This window comes from Holophagales bacterium (assembly GCA_016699405.1).
In the GTDB taxonomy this organism is placed as follows: Bacteria; Acidobacteriota; Thermoanaerobaculia; order Multivoradales; family JAGPDF01; genus JAAYLR01.
This window is the reverse complement of record CP064972.1, coordinates 2,769,770-2,789,103: the sequence shown is the minus strand read 5'-3', so window position 1 is coordinate 2,789,103 and position 19,334 is coordinate 2,769,770. Positions and strand designations below refer to the sequence as shown.

Sequence of the window (19,334 nt, the reverse complement as noted above, 5' to 3'; positions counted from 1 at the left end):
GACTCGACAAGCGTCGAGACCGACCGTCTTGATTTTCGTAGCACTTTCGCGCACAGTCTTCCGGCAAAGGCCCTTCTTCTGCCGGGAGGTCCGTCGTGCGGAACACCCCCCTCCTGTCCACCCAGCTCTGCGCCAGGGCCACGGCCCTGGCGCTCGCGGTTCTCGCCAACCCGTTGGCAGCCGAGGCGATCGGTCTTCCGCGTCTGGTCGCCGATCAAGCGACCGACATCCAGCAGCGCTCGTCGCTGCCGAGCGAATTTGCCCGTGTGGGCGACCGCATCGTCTTCGCCGCTTCGGACCCGCTCCACGGCATGGAGCTGCGCGGCACCGACCTCGACGGGTCCCGTGTCGAGCTGCTGAGCGACGCAGAACCGGGGACCCAGGGCTCGTACCCGCGGTTGCTCGAGCAGATCGGGAGCGTGGCCTTCTACGGTGTGCAAGTTGCAGGCGAAAGCAGGCTCTGGGTCTCCGATGGAACTCGTCTCGGAACGCGCGCGGCGCGCGACGAAAGCGGCTCGATGATCCGAGCTCGCCCGAGCGACTTCTTCTCGAGCCGCGCCGCCACGGACCGTTTCCTTGCCGTTGCCGGCGTCTCGTCGACGAGTCGAATCGACGGCCTCTGGAGCGTCTGGCCCGGCGGGTCAGCAATCCTCCTGCATCGAGGTGAGCCGAACCGAAGCTGGATCTACTACGGCGTTCGAGTCGTCGGCGATCGAGTCTTCTTTCTCGCCGAGGATCCGGAACGGAGGAGGTGGCTCGGGCAGACCGATGGAACCGCAAGTGGAACACACTTGGTCGTCGCGGTTCCGGGCTTCTCGGACGACTCAGCCGGCACAACGAATCGCTACTTCTTCGCAGGGTGGTCGGAAGGAAGAGGTTACGAGCTCTGGGTGTCCGACGGTACTGCAATCGGCACACGGGTCCTCGTGGCCTTCGGTGACTGGCCACACTTGGCCCCCCTTGGGTTCATCGCGGGCAGGTCGCGAGTCTATTTCCTCGAACACGTCTTGGGCAGCTCCGACCACTTCTGGGTTTCCGACGGTACGGAGAGTGGCACCCATCGGCTCATCGAACCGGATCTTCGTCCCACCGACTTCTGGGGGGTCTCAGGCGGATGGATCGGAGAGTCCTTCGTGTTCCTCGCGTTGCACAGCGGACGACCCGGGCTTTGGGTGCAATCGGCGGCCTCCTCGCCGCCGTTGCCCTTGGTACCCGATCTTCCCGAGCTCACGATCCGCTCGGGGTTCTTGGCCCTGGGGGATCATCTCCTCTTCCTTGCCAGGAGCACGGCTGACGAGGACATCGAGATCTGGCGGACTGACGGAACTGCTCATGGTACCCGAGCGATCAGTGGAAGCTGCGTGGAATGCGACTTCACGTACGCAGGTGACGGGGTCGTAGTGGAAGACCGCGCCCTCTACCAGAACACCTATCGCAGTTCGATGTTCGGATCGTCTTGGACGACGATCGTCACCGATGGCACCGAATACGGCACACGTGTCCTGAATGACACCGAGGTCGACCCTGTCACCGTGCACACGCAGTACCGCGGACAGGTTGCCCGCGCCGCTGGGGCGTTCGCGCTCGCTGGAGTGAGCGAGGCGAGCAGCACCGAACCCTGGTTGCTCGGGGACTTCGACGGGAGCCTGCGCCTGCTCGGCAACCTCGAGCCGGAGTCCGCGCCAGCCCTGCCTGCTAGGCTTGCATGTTCCGGAGAGGACCTCTACTGGGTCGTGCTCGGCACATCCGCGAGCCAGGAGCTGTACCACGACAGCTCTTGGAGTCTCGACACGAGCACGGGGACATTGCGCCGGATTCCGCCGTATGCCTGCGGCTCCAACATCGTGGAGGCCGTAGCGGACCTCGGCCACCACCGGCTCTTTCGTGAGTCGCAAGGCTCGAGTGCAACGAGCCCATGCCTTGCGAGCTTCGATCCACTGACCGATAGCTGGACGAACCTGACCTCCGACGCGTGGGCGTACACCTTCCTACCGTTCGTGTCGCGCGGAGGATTCCTCTTCTTCGCGGTCGAAGAAGCCCACGACGACGGCCGACGTCGAATCTGGCGTTCCGATGGCACACTCGGCGGCACCTCGCGAATCGCGGTCGACGGGCTGCCGCGGAGCTTCGAGCTCATATCGGCGACCTCGACTCATCTCTTCGTGCGCCAAACCTATGCCGGTGGAGACGTCTTCTCCCTGCCGCTCGCCGGCGGCACGGCGAGCCCGATCGCGACACCGACACAGGTCGTCAGCCACGACTCCGACCTCGAACAGGTCGTGGTCGACGATCGGATCTACTTCACGGGGCGAGAGCTGCCCACCCGCGAACGTCTCTATGTGTCCGACGGAACGCAGGTCGGGACCTCGGTCCTGTGGACTTCTCCCGAGGAGAGCGAAGACCGCCTGCTGGACCTCTTCGCCTGGGGCGATCAGCTACTGTTCCTCGTGGCTTCCGATCGCCTGACGCTCTGGCGGAGCGACGGTTCGGCGAACGGAACGACGGCGATCGCCGATCTCGGCTCGCTCTCGGTCGACCCCGACGACAGCAGTCCGCGGCAGGCGATCTCTCACGCCGGCCGTCTCTACTTCACCGCCGAGACCGAAGAGACCGGCGCCGAGCTCTGGGCCACCGACGGCACGGCGGCCGGGACGCGGTCGCTCGACCTCGTGCCGGGAGGGGTCGGAAGCGAGCCTCGATTCCTCGCCGTGGCCGGCGGAAGGCTCTTCTTCGCCGCCGAGGCCGACAACAGCGGGCGAGAGGTCTGGACTACGGACGGGACCGTCGCGGGCACGCGCCGCGTCTCGGACATCGCCGCCGGCAGCGACTCCGCGGCGCCCGAAGAGCTGGTCGCGGTCGGCGACACTCTCTACTTCTCCGCGGACGATGGGTTTCGCGGGCGCGAGCTCTGGGCGATCGACACGAATGGCGATGGTCGTTGTATCCCCGAAGCGCATCGGCTCTGCCTGCAAGACGGTCGGTTCAGCGTCGAGATCCAATGGCACGACGAGCGCGGCCACTCGGCATCGGCTTCGGCCTTTCCGCTTTCGAGCAGCTCTGGCGCCTTCTGGTTTTTCGATGCCGACAACATCGAGGCGGTCGTGAAGGTGCACGACGGCCGCGCGTTGAACGATCACTTCTGGCTCTTCGCCGGCTCGCTCACCGACCGCGGCTACAACCTGCAGATCACCGATACGGCAACGCGCACGACCCGTCGCACCACCAACCCTCCTGGCCAGCTCACCTCGTTCTCCGACATCGAAGCGTTCGCGGCCGGCTCCTCGCAGCCACCTGCAAAGCCACTCGTCTCGACCGCCGCGCGTTCCTCAGCTTCGGCTGCGCACACGCCCCCAGGCGCATGCATCCCGAGCGCAACCCGCCTCTGCCTGCAGCAGGGGCGCTTCGCCGTCGAAGCGAGCTGGCGCGATTTCCTTGGCAACGAAGGCACGGCGCAGGCTGGCCCGCACACCCTCGACTCGGGGACCTTCTGGTTCTTCGACGACGACAATCCCGAGCTCGCGGTGAAGATGCTCGACGGTCGCGCCCTGAACTCCCACTTCTGGTTCTACTGCGGAGCACTCTCCGACGTCGAGTACACGCTCACCGTCACCGACACGCTGACCGGCGCGAGGCGCCAGTACGCGAACCGTGCCGGGCAGCTCGCATCGTTCGCCGACGTCGACGCGTTCTGATCGCTCAGCCGCGTACGCTCGCGCTGGGCCGAGAGAGCGGGAAAACTGCACCCGGAGTGCCGTCCAGGTCGCAGAGAGCTGTCGCCCTGTCGCGGCGTTCGCCTCCTATGACTCCGGAAGCAGGTTCCGCCAGGACTGAACCTACTCGGCGGTCTCGACGCGATTCCGCCCGTTGGCCTTGGCTCGGTAGAGAGCCTGATCGGCGGCCTTGAGCAGAGCTTCCGCGGTCTCGCCGTGCAGCGGATAGACGGCCACGCCGGCCGAGACCGACAGCTCCGGCGGCAGCCCGCGCACCCGGTCGGCAGCGAGCGCGAGCACCGCTCGCCGCAGCTCCTCGGCGCGATGGGTGGCCGGCGGAACGGTCGCCTCGGGCAGGAGCAAGACGAATTCCTCGCCACCCCAACGAGAAGGTACGTCCGAAGCCCGCAGCCCCCGCTGCAGCGCCGACGCCACCTCCCGCAGCGCGACGTCCCCCACGGCGTGACCGTAAGTGTCGTTGATGCGCTTGAAACGATCGATGTCGACCATGACGATCGCCAGCGGCCGACGATGGCGCCCCGAGCTGTGGATCTCACGCGTCAACGTCTCTTCGAAGTAGCGTCGGTTGAACAGACCGGTCAGCGGATCCCGGGTCGAGCGGTACTCGAGGGTTTCACGCAGCCCAAGTGCGGCGATGCGAAGGCTCAGGTGCCCGGCCACCATCTGCGCCAGCTGGAGCTCGGAGGACCATGCGTTCTCGGTCGCCGAAGAACGGATGAACTTCCTCAGATGCAAGAGCCCCAGCAGCTCTCCCTGCGCCAGCAGCGGTGCACAGATGCTCGCGTTCCCACTCCCGCGCTCGACGTGCTCGCAAGCCACGCTCGAGGTCTCCGGCCCGTGCAGGTGGGGATGCCCGAGGCGGAGCCCCCAACAGCTGGTGCGCGCCAAGCTTTCCGAACCGAGGCCCCCCCAGGTGAGCACGCACGTCATCGTGTCGGAGCCGGCATCTGGCCGGAAAAGCTGGCCGGCGTCGGCGGCAAAGAGAGGCGGAAGCGACTTCTCCAACACTGCATACGCTTCGGTGAGGTTTCGGCAGGCGTGGAGCAGATCGTCGAGCTCGTTGAGCTTCTGCAGTTTTCCCACCCAGCTCTGGAGCGTCTCGAGCGCGGCCGCCTTCTCGCGCTCGGCGCGCCGTCGGTCGGTGACGTCGGCGGCGATGGACCAGGTTCTCCAGCCCGCGATCGGGAACTGCCGTGCGATGCTTGACCAGGAAGTGACCTTGCGACTCCCGTCCTTGCAGACGATCTCCATCTCCCAATCGCGGAACTCCCCTTCTCGCGCCGCCCATTCGTGCCGCAAGCGGTCGAGATCGACTGGATCCGGGAACAGGCGAGCCATCGACGTGCCAACCTTCTCGTCGGCCAGCTCTTCCAGCGAATACCCGGTGACTCGCTCGCATTCGCGGTTCCATACCGCATAACGGCCGTCCTCGCCCACCGCCGAGAGCATCACCGGCATGTGCTCGAGAACGCGCTGCAGGCGAGCGCGGGACTCGGCGAGCTCGCGCTGGACCCGCCGGCGCTCGCGAATGTCGTGCGCCACCACCAGGAACGAGAAATGCCCGTCGGCGGACTCGAGGGGCGAGGCCCAGACCTCGACGTCCAGCCACTCCCCCGAGCGACTGGCGAGCCTCGCCTCGAGTCGGGGCCGCGCCGTTCGGTCCTCGCTCATCAGGCGGATCATCCCGCGCGCCAGGCCTGCGTCGTCGGGATGGACGAACTCGATCGCCGACCGACCGACGATCTCGCTCGCCGGCCAGCCCATCGCATTCTCGGCACGCGGATTGGCGTACTCGAGCCGCGCCTGCGGACCGAGCACGAAGATGAGATCGAGGCTCCCCTCGATCATCGCGCGGAAACGCGCCTCGCTCGCGGCCAGGCGAGCCTGCGCCTCCCGCAGGCCGGTGATGTCGTGGACGACGCCGACGAGGCCGAGCACCCGTCCGCTCTCGTCGGCGAACGACCGCTTGTGGACCTCGACCCGGCGCGGCGGTAGCCCCGGCCGTTCGACCGTCGTTTCGAACCGAACCCCTTCGGAACCAGCGAGCGCCTCGCCGTCGAGCCGCTCGTAGGTGGCGATTTCGGGGTCGCTCACCCGCTCCCGGTCGGTGTGGCCCAGGAGCGTCTCGCGCGGGACGCCCAGGAGCTCCTCGTAGGCGCGATTGAGCGCCGTGTAGCGACCTTCGCGGTTCTTGACGAAGACGGGACTGGCGATCGTCTCGCCCATCCGCTCCATCAGGTCGAGCTGACGGCGCACCGCCCGCTCGGCACGCTGCCGGGCCACCGTCGAGCGCGCCTCGCCGAGCGCTGCCACGGCGAGGACGAGGAGCACCGCCGCGAGCGCGAGGAGCAGAAGTCGAGTCGAGCTGCCGCGAACGGCGCTGACGGCGGAAGGCGGCATCCACGAGACCAGCCACCACGCCTCTTCGGCGCCGCTCGCCCCCCAACCGCCCGCCCGCTCGCTCCACCCGGAGCGGGCGAGCGCTGCCGGCCGGACCTTGCGGAACTCGAAGAGCCCGTCCCGCGTCGCGACGGAACCGAACTCGCGCGTCGAGAAGGCGTGCCAGAGCTCGGGAAAGGCGGAGCCCACCGTCTCCGCCACGCGCTCGGGAAGGCGGAAGCCCCACTCGCTGCCCACACGCGGCCCGACCAGCCAGAAGCCGCGATCGTTGGCCACCAGGACGCGCTCGTCGGCAGCGACGAACGGACGGCCGAGTTGGGCGAGGAGCGGCTCGACGAGGAGGCTCAGCACGAGCGTCCCGCGCCGCACCTTCTCGGCGTCGAAGAGCGGCAGGGCGAAACGCAGGACTGGCCGCACTGGCCGGATCACCTGCCCGTCCTCCACCGCCAGGTCGAGCGGCGCGAGGTAGAGCTGTCCCGGATTCAGCCGCGCGATCGCGTCGGCGTCGTCGCGTGCGCATCGGGAGGCAGCGGCCGCGGCGACGGCGCCGATCCCCCCCGCCTCGCGACGCACGACGATCCGTTCGCATGCCGACTCGTCGAGCCACTGGAGTTGGTCGAACGAGGGCTGACCGGACAGCAAACCGGCCATCTCCTCCTCGACCGGCCGGCGCTCGAGCTCCCCAGGATGGCGGAGATAGACCTGGATCTGCGGGGTCGCGGCGAGGTGGCGAATGGTGCCGAGGATCGGTTCGAGTCGCAGCTCGACGAGGCTCTCGAGCAGGGCGAGGTGGTTCGCCTGTCGCCCCCGCAGCGACTCGCGACGGGCGCGCGAATCCTCCGAGAGGATCCACCCGGCCCCGGCGACCACCAGCAGGGCAACGGGAAGGAACAGCAGCAGGAAGCGGCGTACGACAGCGTGGCGCAGCTCGGCTCGACGGATCACCTCACGGCCCCCGGGCTGATCTTCGCACGATCCCGGACCGTGCCCGCCCGACCCGGTCGTCACCGCGGACCGGAAGCTCCCCCACGGGCGAACATCCCGGGCTCGAAGGCGCTGATCCGCCCGGTGAACGCCGACGCCGCGACGGTCAGCGGACTGGCAAGCCAGAGCCTGCCGGGACCGGAGCGCCCCTTGTAGTTCCGGTTGATCGCCGACACGGTCACCTGGTCGGCGCGCTCGGAGACGCCCGGGCCGCAACCGATGCAGGCGCCACAGCCGGGGCGAATCAGACGCACGCCGGCGCGCGCGAAGGTGTCGAGGAATCCCTGTTCGCGCGCGTAACTCTCGACCGCCTCCGAGCCGCACTGGATGATGAACTCGACGCCGGTCGCGACCCGCCGACCCGCGGCGACCGCCTCGGCACAGACCTGGTGGTAGAACGCCAGGTCGTCGATCTTCCCGGCCGTGCAGGAGCCGCCGTAGGCGATGTCGATCGCCACGTCCCCGACCTCGGCCACCGTCGCGCCGTTCGTCGGGTCGGACGGAATGCCGTGGTCCGGGTCTCCCGGGTGCGCGACCATCGGCACGAGGCGCGAGAGGTCGACGACGTGCAGCCCGCCGGCGTATTCGGCGCCCTCGTCGGGAGCGACCGCGCGGGCGCGCCAGCGCGCTCGCTCGTCGTCGCTGCTTTCCGGTCGCCAAGCCGCGAGCCAGCGGAACGTCGCCTCGTCGGCCGCCACGATGCCGCTCCGTGCGGTGCACTCCGTGGCCATGTTGGCGAGCGTCGCGCGCTCGTCCATCGACAGCGAAGCGAGCCCCGGACCGGTGAACTCCATCACCCGGTTGAGCGTCGCTTCCGGCTTGGCGAAACGCAACAGGATGTGGAGCATCAGGTCCTTGGCGGTGACGTTCGGCGCCAGCTCACCGACGAGCTCGAAACGGATCGACTCCGGCACCTCGACCTGGGTGAATCCGGCGTGGACGAGCGCGGCGTACTCCGTCGCGCCGACGCCCCAGGTGAGGGCGTTGTTCACTCCGCCCATGCAGGTATGCGAGTCGGTCGCCTGGACGAAATCCCCCGGCGCGATCATCCGCTCGCGCGCCACCTCGTGACAGATCCCGGGCGAGACGCCGTCGCGCGCCGAGAAGTCGCGCACTCCGGTGCGCCGCTGGAACTCCCGCTGCATGGCGCGGAGGATCTCGATCTTCGGCAGGAAGGGGCGCATGCGCGCCACTTCGTCGGCGTAGATGAGGTGATCCTCGAAGACGGCGAAGCGCTCGGGATGGCGGATGGTGTACTCCTCCCCGTACTCCGCGGCGAGGAAGGCATGGACCTGGGCGGTGGTGAACTCGTGCGAGTAGCCGCCGTCGACCTCGACGATCACCGCGTCCCCGGCGCGCACGAAGCCCGTGCCGCCCACCTGGTGCCGGGCGAGGATCTTCTCGGCCATCGTCATCGGGCGCGGCCCGGTGGCCGTCGCCGGCAATTCCACCTCGCCGGCGGCGAGCGCCTTGCTGAACGGGAAGAGGCCGCCCTGCTCGATGACGCAACGGGTGATCGGATCGTGACCGGCGCAGAACTCGACGAGCGGGACCCCTTCGCCGTCCTGGAGTCGCCGCAGGATCTCGTAACCGCCCATCAGCGTCCCGAGGTTGATGTTGTTGCGCGCGTGGATCGGCGCGAACGACGAGGCGATGGCGATGCGGATGCCGGCGAAAGCCTCCGCCTGCGCCGCCGTCTCGCGCGACGAGCCGGTGCCCTTGCGCTGGCCGGAGACGATGACCTCGAAGTTGCCGTTGGCGAGCGCGTCGCGCTCGATCACCCGCCGGCCGTCGACGATCAGTCCCGCATACGCCTCGCGCGCGATCTCCGACGGCTTCCAGTCGAAGCAGACCCAGGCGGGAGTCATCACGTCGGTGTTGATGTCGTCGAGCAGATCGGTCGGCGTGAGCTCCTCCATCCGCAGGTCGAGGCCCTCGTGCAACTGCCGCCTCACGAGCTCGGCATCCTTGGTCAGGAAGAGCACCCGCTTGCCGGGAGACAGGCGGACGATTTCGGGTGGCTTCATCGCACGCTCCTCGTAGATGGCGCGCGCCAGCGCGGCCGCAGACGAGGCGCGATTCTAGCGCTCCCGGGCTCGGCGCTCCGGAGCGTTTCCGACTCGGCGTGTCGAGAAGCACGCCACCCCGGGGGGCCGGTCGCGTTCGCCGAGGACCGGTCGCCGGCAGGGGAATCGACCCCCCTCGAGCCGGTCAGGGCTCGCGTGCGCTCCACGCCGACAGATCCCCTGACTCGAACCCGTCGACGGCGAGTCGAACGAAGCACACCTGGACCTTCACGTCGTCGATGTTCCAGCCGTCCGGAGCGCGCCCGGCGGAGGTGTCGGTGCCGACGCGGAAGCGGAACTGCACGGTGTCGCCGGCATGGGCCGAGAGGTCGATGACGGAGCTCAGCCAGCCTTGGGGATCGCCACACCAGGCCTCGAGGTTCGCCAGCGGATTGGAGTAGCTCGCCGACACCGGGCCGTCGTAGGGGTCGGTGAGCAGGGCGGGGGCGACGAGCTGCGTCCAGGAGGCGCCTCCGTCCGTCGACACCTCGACGATCGCTCCGTCGTAGCAGCCGCCGGTGCGATCCTCGAACGACTGGTAGTTCCAGAACTGCAAGGTCAGATCGGCCCCGGCCGCCGGCAGGACGATCGGCGGCGAGACCAGCCGCTGATCGGAGACGCTCGTCGCGTCGACTCCGAGGTACGACGTCGTCCCGCTGTGGCTGCGCAAGGTCGAGAGCGCCCAGGTGTCGCCCGTCCCGCCGTGCGTCCAGCCGGTCACGGCTCCGTCGAAGCTCTCGGCATAGACCGGAGCGGCCGCCGACCCGAGGCTGCAGTCGCCTGGCAGAGTGACGGTGGCGAAGGTGTGGACCGCCGAGGCGACGCCGGGTCCGCAGGCGTTCGTCGCCGTGACGCGCCAGAACAGGCGCGCGCTGCTCGGCAGATCGCTCGTCGGAGTGAAGCTCGTGCCGGTGAGGCCGGACTCGTCGACGAGCAACGGGGTGAAGTCCACCGAGGTCGAGACCTCGAGGCGGTAGGAGGCAGCCTGGGCGGCCCCCTCCCACTGCAGGGTCGGACGCACCGCGACGCCGAGCGCTCCATCCGCCGGCGCGGTGAGCGACGGCGCCGGCGGTACTGCGCTGTCGATCGACAGGGAGAGCGGGAAGCTCTTCGGGTCGGCGCCGTCCGCCGCCCCGACCAGCGTCATCGCGTATGTCCCGGGCACCGCCGCCTCGGTGTTCGCCAGCGTGAGCGTCGATGTCGCGGCCGGATCGGCCGGCGTCACCGGATTGACCGAAAAGCCATCCGAGGCCCCGATCGGCTCACCGATCAAGCTCAGGGTGACCGGATTCACGAAGCCCAGCAGCGAACCGACCTCGACGGCGAAGGCGGCCTCGGTCGGTGCGCAAACCGCCTGGGAGGCGGGCACGGCGCGCAGGGTGAAGTCCGCCTGCTCGGCGCAGTTGGTGCAGACCAGCGCGAAGTCCTGGTCGGTCGCGTCGGCATTGTACGGAACACCGTCGCCGTTGATCGCCGTCGCTCGCACACGGATCGTCGCCGCGCTCGACGGCGGCGACTGCACGAAGACGTTCTCGAGGTTGTTGCGGGCGTCCGGCGTGCCGCCCGGCGTCGACCAACCGGCGGCGAACTGGTTGCCGAGGTAGGTCGTCGACCCGAATACCACCTCGAGGTCGAGGTCGTTGACCAGCGCCGGATTCGCGCCGACGGCCCCCGCAGCATCGGTCCACGCGACCGTCACCTTGAACGGCTTGGCGAGATCGGGGACACCGACCGTCATCTCGTAGACCTCGCCGGCCGACGCGAAGGTCCGTGCCGGATCCTGGTCCTGGTCCACGCGGGGCACTCCGGGTGCGAGCAGGCGGGTGATGTCGATGCGGCCCCACCCCTCGTTGAAGTTCGGGATGTCGGCCGCTCCCATGTCCACCGCACTCGCCACCAGCAGCGCCTTGACCAGCGCCGGACTCGGCGTCGCCCCCGCGTGCAGGTCCCGCCACCGATCGACGGCGAGCACCGCAGCGCCCGAGGCATGGGGCGCGGCCATGCTCGTCCCGGAGCAGAAGGCGTAGCGGTTGCTCGTGCCGGCGATCGCCGTCGAGCAGTCGCCTCCGGTGTCGTTGCGGGTCGAGGCGATCTCCTCGCCTGGAGCGGCGAGCGTCGGCACGATGCGGCCGTCCGCCGCCGGTCCGCGTGACGAGGAGCTGGCGATGCTGTCGATCGAGCCGACGCGGTAGTTGGCGCTGGAGGCCACGACGATCAGGTTCTTGGCCTCCTTCGGCGCCGTCAGCGTGCTCGCTCCGGGGCCCGAGTTGCCGGCCGAGAAGACCTCGATGAACGGCTCCGCCACCGTGGTGGTGTCGAAGTTCCCGTCGCGGACCATCAGGTCGTGGGCGCGCTCCGAGGCCTGGTAGCCGTGGTTGCTCCCTTCGCTGGTGGTCCACGAGTTGTTGCCGCCCACGGCGCTGCCGAGCACCGCCCGCTTCGAGTGCTCCTGCCAGCCTCCGGCCGGCGGCCAGGCAGCCGCCGAGAGCGAGTTCATCGCGAAGAGACCCACGCTCGGGGCGACCCCCAGACCGTAGAGGAACCCCGACGGATCGGCGAAACCGGCGGCGGCGGTTCCGCCGACGATTCCGGCGACGTGGGTCCCATGTCCACCCGCGGCACAGTCCGATCCGGGCTGACCCGCGATGTTGCAGGACCCGGGGAACTCGTACCCACCGACGATGCGCGAGGCGAGGTCGGGGTGGTCGTAGTCGATGCCGGTGTCGACGATCGCCCAGGTCACTCCCGAGCCATCGACGCCGAGTGTCGCCAGGTGCGCGTTGTAGCCGGTGACCGGCACACCACCCGGGTGATTGCCCGCCTGGATCTGGTCGGACATCTCGTCATCGAACACCGGCCGCGGCCCCTGGAAGCCGAGGAAGAGCACCGACGGAAGGCGCGCCATCGCGGCGAGCGCGCTCGCCGGGAGCTCGGCCACGATCGAATAGAAGGTGCGATCGGGCTGCGCCGGCACGCGCTGCAGCACCTTGCCGCCGAGCTTTTCGATCTCGGCGGCCACCGCATCGAGCTTGCCGTCGTCGTAGACCGTCACGTCGACGTTGCGGATCGTCCCGGTGCGGCCGTCGAGCTCCGGCGAGACCTTGTAGGCCGGATGGACGAGCCCCTGCCAACGGACGAACGGTCGCGCCGCGGCGTCTTCGGCGACACCGGGCGCAGCCCAGGTCAAGTAGGTGTCGAACGGGTAGTACTGCAGCAACGGCAGTCCGGCGCGGCCCAACTCGGCCAGCCATTCGTCCTTGGCGGGACCGCGCAACTGGACGAGGCGAAAGCCGGCCGACGTGCCGTTGGCCACCTCACCCGCACCGATCGCCGACTCACCGTCGCGCCGCGGGTCGAAACGGAAGCGACCGATCTGCACCTGGCCGGCGTCGCGGTCTTCCGTGAAGGGCACCCCGGCGCCTTCGAGGCGGGCGACGTCGGCCGCCGAAAGCTCGAGATAGCGGAAACCGCCGTAGTCGGCGGCAAAACGGGGCGCGAGCGCGAGGCGGCTCGCCGCGCGCGCTGCCGCGCGGTCGAGACGCACGACATGCGAGGGGCCGGGGGCCGACTCGGCGGAGGCTGCGCTGCCGAGAACGAGGGCCCATCCCAGGAGGCGAGAGAAGCGCTTGACCGCAGACGGGTGCACTCGAATCCTCCTTGAACCGACGAGCCGAACAGGGTCTGACCTTTCCCGGCCAGCCGATTGTTCCATTCGAAGTGCACGGCTTCAACTCGCGCCGTCCCTCGACGGCGACTCGCGAGGGCGCCCGCCTGGGGAGCCGGAGGCGGCGTCCCCGCGACGGCGAGGGCGGCCCGTTCGGGCCCATCGGCCGGCGCCCGAGGGTTTGACCTCCCCCCACCTCCGCCGGTACTCTCCGCCCACTCGACGTCATGCTTGGCTCGATCTCTTGCCAACCCAAGCCTGCGCCTTTCCGTCGCCTGCCGGCCCTCGGTGCACGAAGCCCGATCTGCCGGTAGGGACTCTGCCTTTGTTCCAGGAGGAGCCGATGCCGTCAACCCGCAAGCGTCCGATTGCCCTCGCCGACCCCGTCCTCACGATCGTCGCGTGCCTTGCCCTGCTGGTCGGCGGGCTCGCCGCGGCCGCGCCGCTTCGTCCGGTGGCGGCGTCTCCGGCTCCCGAGATGGAGGTCTCGAACCCCGACGAGAGCCTCGCCCGTCAGGAAGGAATCGCCCGCACCGACGACGGCCGGATCCAGGTCCTCGTCGAGCTCGTCGATCCTCCGACGGCGGTCGTCTACGCCGAGGCGATGAAGGGTGCCCTGCCGACGGACAGCCACGCCAAGGCCGCCGCCGCCGTCCTGACCCGGAGTCAGGCGATGCGAATCGCCGCCGCCCAGGCACAGGTCGGGGCCGCGCTCGCCGCGTCGCCGATCGATGCACGCGAGATCTACCGGGTGAAGAACGCCCTCAACGGCATCGCCGTCGCGGTCGAAGCCGATCGCCTGGCGGCGATCCGGGCACTCCCCGGCGTCAAGGGAATCGTGCCGATCGCCGCCGAGTTCCCGACCAATTCGACCAGCGTGCCGTTCATCGGCGCGCCGAACGTCTGGGCCAATACCATCGGCCTGCCGGCTGGCGTCGATGGCACCGGGATCCGGATCGGCATCATCGACACCGGGATCGACTACCTCCACCCCGCATTCGGCGGCCCCGGCGCGACGGCGGCCGACTACACCACCGAGCGCACCGACACCGCGACCTTCACCACCGTCGGCACGGCCACGGGCGGGAGCTTCCCGACCGCCAAGGTCGTCGGCGGCAACGACTTCGCGGGCGACGCCTACACTGGCGCCAACGCTCCGGCGCCCGACGCCAACCCGATGGACTGCAACGGCCACGGCAGCCACGTCTCCGGCTCGGCGGCCGCCTACGGCATGACCGCCGGGGGAGCGACCTTCACCGGGCCGTACGATGCCAACCCGTCGACCTACAGCGGCCTGCTGGTCGGACCGGGTGTGGCGCCCAAGGCGTCGCTCTACGGGCTGCGGGTCTTCGGCTGCTTCGGCAGCACCGGCCTGACCACCGCGGCCATCGACTGGTCGCTCGACCCGAACGGCGACACCGACCTCTCCGACCACCTCGACGTGATCAACATGTCGCTCGGCTCGAGCTTCGGCTCGGCGGTGACCGCCTCGGCGCTCTCCTCCGACAATGCGGCGCTCGCCGGCGTCATCGTCGTCACCTCGGCCGGCAACGCCGGGGACACCTTCTTCATCGCCGGCGCTCCGGGCTCGGGCTCACGCGTCCTCGCCACGGCGGCCTCTTTGGACAACGGTGTCGCCGCCGTGTCGATGCTGGTCAACTCGCCCGCCGGGATCGCCGGCAACTACCTCGGCGGCGCCGCGGCGTTCGGCACGACACCGAGCGGACAGACCGCCAACGCGGTGATCGGGCAGGACGCTACGTCGCCAGCGGCTTGCGGTACCTCGGCAACGGACGGCTGCTGCGCGCTGACCAACGCCGCCGCCATCGCCGGCAACATCTGCGTCGTCGACCGCGGCACCTGTTCGTTCAAGACCAAGGCGCTCAACTGCCAGAACGCCGGCGCCATCGGCACGATCATCGTCAACAACGCCCCGGGCTCGCCGCCGCCGGGGATGGCCGACGACGCGACGATCGTCACTCCGATCACCACGCCCACCGAGATGATCACGCTGGCCGACGGTACGCTGCTGAAGAACACGATCCTCAGCACGCCGCCGGTCAACGTCACCCTGCAGGGGCAGAACGGCGCCGACACCGTCGCCAGCTTCTCCTCGCGCGGCCCGCGTCGCATCTTCGGCTCGCCGCTTCGCCTGAAGCCAGACGTCGCCGCTCCGGGCTTCAACATCACCTCGGTCGAGACCGGCATCGTCTGCACGACGGCGACCTCGGGCGGCTCGTCCTGCACCGGCGTCTTCGACCCCAGCGGCATCCAGGTCGGCGTCCGCAACCTGACGATCTCCGGCACCTCGATGGCCAGCCCGCACATGGCAGGCACGATGGCGCTGCTCCGCCAGCTCCACCCGACCTGGACCGTCGAGGAGCTCAAGGCGCTGGCGATGAACTACGCGATCCACGACACGACGCTCTTCCCCAACGGCACCGCGCCGCGCTTCGGCCCGTCGCGCATCGGCGGAGGGCGTGTCGACGTGCCGAAGGCGGCCGTCGGCGACGTCGTGGCGATGAACGCCGAGGACGCCGGACTGGTGAGCGTCACGTTCAACCCCGAGGTCGTCGGCAACGTCACGCAGGTCAAGAAGGTGCGGGTGGTGAACAAGGGTGCGACCTCGCAGACCTTCAACCTCGGCTTCGACCTGACGAACGACGCCCCCGGCGTCTCCTTCTCGCTGCCCGGCGGCAACAGCCTCACCATCCCCGCCGGCGAGTCGGTCGAGATCGACGTGCAGCTGTCGGCCGACGCCAGCCTGATGGACCAGAAGCGCGACCCGTCGCTCTTCCCGACCCAGGGCATCCAGGCGAACTACGGCGACCAGCCGCGCTCCTTCCTGACCGAGGAGGAGGGCTATCTCACCTTCAGCCAGAGCAGCACGCTGAAGCTCCGCCTGCCGGTCTACATGGCCGAGAAGCCGTCGTCGGCGATGGCGGCCCCGCCGACGATCGTGACCGGCGGCGCGCCGACCGGCTCGACGACCATCCCGCTCTCCGGCACCGGGCTCTGCACCGGCACGCTCGCCGCCGGCCCGACTTGCACCGGAACCTACCCTACCGACATCGAATCGCTGGTCTCGCCGTTCGAGCTCCAGGTGGTCTCCGGCACCGACCCGGCGAACGCGCCGGACTACGCCGACATCCAGTACGCCGGCGTCTCCTACCTCCCGGGATCGCCGTCGAACATCAACAACGACCTCGTCTTCTTCGGCGTCTCGAGCTGGTCCGACTGGTCGACGCTCAACGAAGTGGCCTACGACATCTGCATCGACACCAACGAGGACGGGACGTACGACAAGGCCATCTTCAACCTGAGCCCCTCGATCTTCGTCTCGGGGGCCAACGCCGTCGACACCTTCCATCGCGGCGTCCGGGACCTGACGACGAACGGCAATACCATTCTCGGCCTCGGCTCGTTCGTCAATCTCGTCTCGCCGTCGGTGATCGACACGGCGATGCACCTCAACAACGTGATGGTCCTCGGCGCCACGCCGGCGCAGCTCGGCATGACCGCCGGCGACACCACCTTCCGCTACAAGATCGTGACCTGTCCGGCGACCAACGCCGGCTGCGCGCGGACGACGACCGGCGATCACTGCAGTCCGGCGGCGGCCTCCCGCTATGACGAAGCGGCCGGCCCGTACTTCTACAACTGGGCGGCGCCGGGCATCAACTTCGGCGGCAACTTCCTCGACGAGGACCTCAACGGCGCGACCCTGCCGGTGAGCTGGAACACCGCCAACATGACCACCAACGGGTCGCTCGGCGCGCTGCTCCTGCACCATCACAACGCCGCCGGCACGCGGGCCGAGGTGGTGCTGCTCGACACCGCCCAGGCGGCCGACCTGGCAATCGCCAAGTCCGTCCTGCCGGTCAACCCGACGGTCGGCCAGAACGTGACCTTCACCGTCACGGTCACCAACAACGGGCCGAACACCGCCTCGGGGATCGTCGTCAGTGATCCGCTGCCGAGCGGTCTCACCTACGTCTCCGACAACGGCGGCGGCGCCTACGTCTCCGGCACCGGGCTCTGGACGGTCCCGGGCAGCCTGGCCGTCTCGGCCAGCGCGACGCTGCAGATCGTCGCCACCGTCGAGCTCTCCGGCCAGATCTGCAACCGGTCGCAGGTCCGCGCCGGCACGCCGCTCGACACCAACCCGGCCAACAACCAGGCGACGGTCTGCGTCAATGCGCCGCGCTCGTCGGACCTCGAGATCACCGAGTCGGTGAGCAGCCCGACCGTGCTCGTCGGCGGCAGCGTGACCTACACGCTCACCGTCACCAACCACGGCGACGACCCGTCCTACAGCGTCGACGTCCAGGAGGGCTTCGCCAGCTTCCCGAGCCTCAACCCCGGATCCTTCACCGCCTCGCAGGGCATCTACAACCCGGCGACCGGCCACTGGGACCTGGCGAGCCTCGCCCCCGGCGGCTCGGCGACGCTCGCGGCCACCTTCACGGCGCCCAACACCGCGGGCGCGCTGACCAACGCCAGCGACACCAGCTCGCCGACCACGGCGGACCCCAATACCGTCAACAACTCGGCGAGCGCCACGACCACGGTGCTCTCGCCGGCGACCCTCAGCGCCACCAAGGCGGTGACCGGCTCGTTCGTTCCGGGCGGCGCCGTGACCTACACGGTGGTGCTCAGCAACAGCTCGAGCTACGACCAGCAGAACAACCCGGGCGACGAGCTCACCGACGTGCTGCCGCCGCAGCTCGCCCTGGTCTCGGCTTCGGCCAGCTCGGGCACGGCCCTGGCGAACCTCGGCACGAACACGGTGACCTGGAACGGCGTCGTGCCGGCCAACGGCTCGGTGACCGTCACCATCCAGGCGACGATCGGTGCCGGCGCGGCGCTGGCGACGATCACCAACCAGGGCAGCCTCGCCTTCGACGCGGACGGCAACGGCGTCAACGAGGCCGCCGCCCTCACCGACGACCCGGCAGTCGGCGGCGCCAGCGACCCGACGAGCTTCTTCGTCACCTCGCCGGCCGGCATCAGCGGGCGCACCAAGACCGTCAGCGGGAGCTTCGTCCCGGGCGGCGCCATCACGTACACCATCACCCTGACCAACACCTCGGCCACGGCCCAGCTCGACAACCCGGGCGACGAGCTCACCGACATCCTGCCGGCGTCGCTCGTGCTCGTCTCCGCGTCGGCCACCTCGGGCACGGCGGTCGCGACGATCGGCACGAACACCGTCACCTGGAACGGCTCGATCCCGGGCGGCGGCTCGGTGACGGTGACCATCGACGCGACGATCTCGTCCGAGGCCGCAGGGACCTCGATCAGCAACCAGGGAACCGTCAGCTACGACGCCGACGGCAACGGCACCAACGAGACGACCGCCTCGACCGACGATCCGGCGGCCGGCGGCACGAGCGACCCGACCGTCATCCAGATCTCGGGCGTGCTCGAGATTCCGACCCTCTCCCCGATCGGAATCGGCGTGATGCTCGGGCTCCTCGCCCTGGCAGCGCTCCTCGCCCTCCGGCGCCGCCCCGCCTGATCCCGACCCCACGCGGCAAATGCCAAGGGCCCCTCTCGCGAGGGGCCCTTTTCTTTTTCAGATCCACGACACGGTCCAGCTTGTGGGTATTGGGCCGGAGCACCGGGGACGAGCCGGACAGCTGCCACGGACTTCTGGGCCTCCCGTCCGTCCCCGACGCAGGATACGAGGCGAGGCCAGTGCAAGTTCCACGATTCCCCGATTCGAGGTCTCGTGGGATTGAAGACCACGCAGCCTGACTGCGGTTGAGTCCTTCCTTCCGAGGGGCTGACGAAGGGCGGCGTCAAGCCATACGACGAGCCCAGCCAACGGGCCGGGCTCGTTTCTCACCACCGCTGCTTGGCGCCTGGCTGCTCAGTCCGCCTTACCCGATTCCCGGAGTTTCCGCCTCCCGTGTGAGCGCCAGCGCATGAACACCAGAGGAGCATTGATGAGCGCTAGCGCGAGAGCCGTGAACAGCAGCGCAGCCACCCAGGTATTGGGAGCGATCCCGATCGCAGGAAGATACCCGCGGACTATCAAGGCAGGCAAGGCGGAGATCGCCATCGCGAGCGCGAGCCCGGCAATGCCGCCAAGCGCGCCGAAGAAGAATGAAGCAAGGCTCCTTGTATGAGCGACTCGAGCCATGACGGCAACAGGGGCCAACCACCCAAGCAGCCTCAAGTCCGAACCGACCCAGAACTCGCAGTGGTCAACGAGGAACGCACTGGGCAGTCCTTCGATGTCCGAGACCTCCAGCAAACGCAGATGCAGACCGACTGCTACAACCGCGTGCAAGGCAGCCCTGACAACAAGCAAGCTGCTGGCCACCCATGCAAACGAGGTGTAGCGGGGCCCCACGCGCGATTCCATTCGGTGTGGCATCACGGATCGAACGTCGGGTAGCAAGCCTTGAGGACTGCGTCGCCCTTCGGGCCGATTGTAAGGTGGCTGGCACCTCTACGGTCTTCGGTCTTCGACGTGACGAC

The 19,334-nt window shown here is 69.1% G+C and carries 6 protein-coding genes; 2 read left to right on the top strand and 4 right to left on the bottom strand.

All coding sequences use genetic code 11. The annotated features are described in order from the left end of the window. Positions 1 to 95: 95 nt before the first annotated feature. Positions 96 to 3,692: a hypothetical protein gene (locus IPJ17_11490; protein QQR72150.1), complete on the top strand. Its 3,597-nt coding sequence runs from the start codon at positions 96 to 98 to the stop codon at positions 3,690 to 3,692. 141 nt (positions 3,693 to 3,833) lie between these two features. On the opposite strand, the gene IPJ17_11485 is transcribed toward IPJ17_11490, so the two are convergent. The 3 genes from IPJ17_11485 to IPJ17_11475 all read right to left on the bottom strand — a co-directional run bounded on the left by IPJ17_11485 (position 3,834) and on the right by IPJ17_11475 (position 12,827). Continuing rightward, the gene (locus IPJ17_11485; protein ID QQR72149.1) at positions 3,834 to 7,076 is read right to left on the bottom strand and encodes a diguanylate cyclase; all 3,243 of its coding nucleotides are present in this window, start codon (positions 7,074 to 7,076) and stop codon (positions 3,834 to 3,836) included. A 59-nt stretch (positions 7,077 to 7,135) separates the two neighbouring features. Further along, on the bottom strand, positions 7,136 to 9,142 hold the full coding sequence (locus tag IPJ17_11480) for an aconitate hydratase (protein ID QQR72148.1): 2,007 nt from the start codon (positions 9,140 to 9,142) through the stop codon (positions 7,136 to 7,138). Positions 9,143 to 9,326: 184 nt separating this feature from the next. Beyond that, positions 9,327 to 12,827 carry a S8 family serine peptidase gene (locus IPJ17_11475; protein QQR72147.1) on the bottom strand — a complete coding sequence of 1,167 codons (3,501 nt, stop codon included), beginning with the start codon at positions 12,825 to 12,827 and terminating at the stop codon, positions 9,327 to 9,329. A gap of 361 nt (positions 12,828 to 13,188) precedes the next feature. Between IPJ17_11475 and IPJ17_11470 the strand changes: the two genes are divergently transcribed. Then, the gene (locus IPJ17_11470; protein QQR72146.1) at positions 13,189 to 18,366 is read left to right on the top strand and encodes a DUF11 domain-containing protein; all 5,178 of its coding nucleotides are present in this window, start codon (positions 13,189 to 13,191) and stop codon (positions 18,364 to 18,366) included. Between the two features lie 354 nt (positions 18,367 to 18,720). Here the strand turns inward: IPJ17_11470 and IPJ17_11465 are convergent, their stop codons facing one another. Then, complete coding sequence (locus IPJ17_11465; protein ID QQR72145.1) at positions 18,721 to 19,218, bottom strand: hypothetical protein; 498 nt, start codon at positions 19,216 to 19,218, stop codon at positions 18,721 to 18,723. Positions 19,219 to 19,334 lie beyond the last annotated feature (116 nt).

Coding starts and splice junctions, on each gene's coding strand:
- IPJ17_11480 (QQR72148.1), bottom strand. CDS start 9,142: ATGAAGCCACCCGAAATCGTCCGCCTGTCTCCCGGCAAGCGGGTGCTC.
- IPJ17_11470 (QQR72146.1), top strand. CDS start 13,189: ATGCCGTCAACCCGCAAGCGTCCGATTGCCCTCGCCGACCCCGTCCTC.
- IPJ17_11465 (QQR72145.1), bottom strand. CDS start 19,218: ATGGAATCGCGCGTGGGGCCCCGCTACACCTCGTTTGCATGGGTGGCC.